The organism is Moorena sp. SIO1F2, from assembly GCF_010672755.1.
GTDB lineage: Bacteria > Cyanobacteriota > Cyanobacteriia > Cyanobacteriales > Coleofasciculaceae > Moorena.
In genome coordinates, this window is the sequence record NZ_JAAHFV010000588.1 from 1 (window position 1) to 2301 (window position 2301).

The following is a 2301-nucleotide window of genomic DNA, read 5'->3' on the forward strand; positions in this document are numbered from 1 at the left end:
TAACCGGAACTGGTGGCGGTTACTCCCCGATGGGTTAAGGGGTTACGGCGGATAAACCGGGATAAGCCACCACTGCCACTGCTTGCCAGGATGGGGTTGGTCGGGTTAAAAATGTCATGTAAGTCCAGGCCAATGGTTCCCACATAAGCCTTGATTTTCTTACCAATGGGGAAGCGGTAGTTCAATTCAGTAATTTCCACATCATTGCCACCACCGGCATCATGACCCAAGCGAGCCGAGTCGGTACCAGTCACACTACTGAGTTGAGTAAAGTTCCCTGCCTGCAAACGAGTTCTCAACCGGTCTTTACCGGTGAAACTGGTATCGAAGTTTAGACGCACCCGGTCGCTGAAGGTAATGTTTTCATCAATGCCATCTTGATCATCGTCATCATTATCGACGTCATCAGCATCTAATACCCTTTCTTCAGCTTCAGCTTGTTCCTCCCCAAAGGCACCAGCGAGGGTAAAGATCACCTCCCCTTTTAGTTTGGTGGTGGTGGAAAACTGATGGTCTTCTAGGAAAGCCACCCGACCTTCTAGGTTATCCACCCGTGCCCCTAGGGTAGCCAATTCCGCTTCAAATTCTTGAATCAGCCGTTGCAGGGTTTCCAGGTCCTCCCGGGTAATAAAGTCAGCGGTGCTAGCTGCAATTAACCGCTCAATCTGGTTCAAGCAAGCATTCAAACCAGCCGCAAACTCATAACGGGTAGTTGCCCGGTTTCCACGGAATGTGCGGTTAGGATAACCAGCAATACAGCCATACCGTTCTACCAGAGAGCGCAAAGCTTCATAGGCCCAGTCACCAGGAGATACGTCCCGCAGTTGGGAAACACTGGTGACCTGGTCGATCGAATCTACATTTGTGCCCTCGTTGTTGTAGATATTGATTTGTTTTAAAATTTCCGAGTTAGACTCACTGGTGGCCTGGGCAACCGTTAGCTCTTGTTGACCCACTTGAGCTTCAGTAGAAGATTCCTCAAGGCTGGGAGCACCATAGGCACTGTTAGCTACCAGCAGTGAAGCCCCTAGTACAGCGGGACTATATTTGATCGTATTCCAAAAAACTGTTGACATAATTTATCAATCAACCTCACACCTAGTAGACAACACGATTGGACTCAACGCAGTCCGCAACTTTCTCCTACAACCACTAAAATTCGGTATTTATAGGACAACTCTGGATTAGCATATCATTCTTTGTGTGATCAGGGGAGCTAGCTTTTCGAGAAAAATACTCGATTGTAGTGACGTAGGATACCAATGTTTTTAAGCAACAGAGCAATAGCTGTCTGTGCGCTCTAGATTTTACCGGTTGAGGTTGAAGAGGAGGTAAGGCTTTGGTAATACTCAGGTTAAGAAGGACGCTTTTATGTTTACGGCTAGCATATTATCTGGCTAGGCTATGATATAGCAATCCTAATTGCAACGTCAACAAGCAAGGGGAGCAAATTCTTACCCATTGTTGCCCTCTTGGTTTGTTATGGTATGTAAAAACTCAGATTGGATTGCTATCTAAGCAGTGAACCTAACGGCCAGGAGTAACTCCTGAACGTTGACCAGTGACAATATAAGAGACTCGTTGACCGATATTGGTAGCATGGTCAGCCATTCGTTCTAAATGGCGAATCACTAGTCCCAGTAAAAGAATTGGTTCAACAACACCCTTGATATCCCTTTGACTGGCCAAGGTTTGATAAACTTGGTCATAGGCATCATCGACTGTGTCGTCCAGCTTTTTGACGGTTTGCCCAGCAATGGCATCTAAATCCGCTAGGGCTTTTAAACTTGTTGCCAGCATAGCTTGGGCATGATGAGACATCAGTTCAACCTCTGGCATACAGGGATGGGGTGGATAAGGAAACAGCTTGATTGATAGTTCTCCCAGGTCTTCAGCATAATCACCAATCCGCTCTAAATCTCGTACTAGTTGCATAAACGCACTCAGAAGCCGTAAATCTTGGGCAACGGGAGATTGCAGAGCCATTAGCGTGACACATTCCATCTCAATTTGGTGATAGTAGCCATCAATGCGCTTATCAAGAGAGGCAAGATGTTGGGCAGTCTCGAGATTGCGCTCAAAGAGGGCTTGATGGCTGAGTCGAAAAGATTGCTCTACCAGAGCCCCCATACGCAGAACATCTTGTGCCAAACGCTTCAGAGAGCGCTGGAAGTGGGAACGCTCAGACATGTTGCTGACAGAACTAGTAGGAGAAGATAAACTCACCATAAAATAGGGGTTGGTAAGGGAAGGCTGGAAGCCCCTGTCCTTTACATTTATGCATGGGTAAGAAAGCACTTA

General features: G+C 46.8%; 2 protein-coding genes. Both read right to left on the reverse strand.

The features are described from left to right. Positions 1–1076 (reverse strand): iron uptake porin (locus tag F6J94_RS33095; protein WP_293048001.1); only part of this gene is annotated, 1076 nt, incomplete at its 3' end. A gap of 451 nt (positions 1077–1527) precedes the next feature. Beyond that, entirely contained in the window at positions 1528–2229 is a 702-nt protein-coding gene (gene phoU / locus F6J94_RS33100) for a phosphate signaling complex protein PhoU (RefSeq protein WP_293023907.1), read from the reverse strand. Between the last annotated feature and the right edge of the window lie 72 nt (positions 2230–2301).

Coding starts and splice junctions, on each gene's coding strand:
- phoU (WP_293023907.1), bottom strand. CDS start 2,229: ATGGTGAGTTTATCTTCTCCTACTAGTTCTGTCAGCAACATGTCTGAG.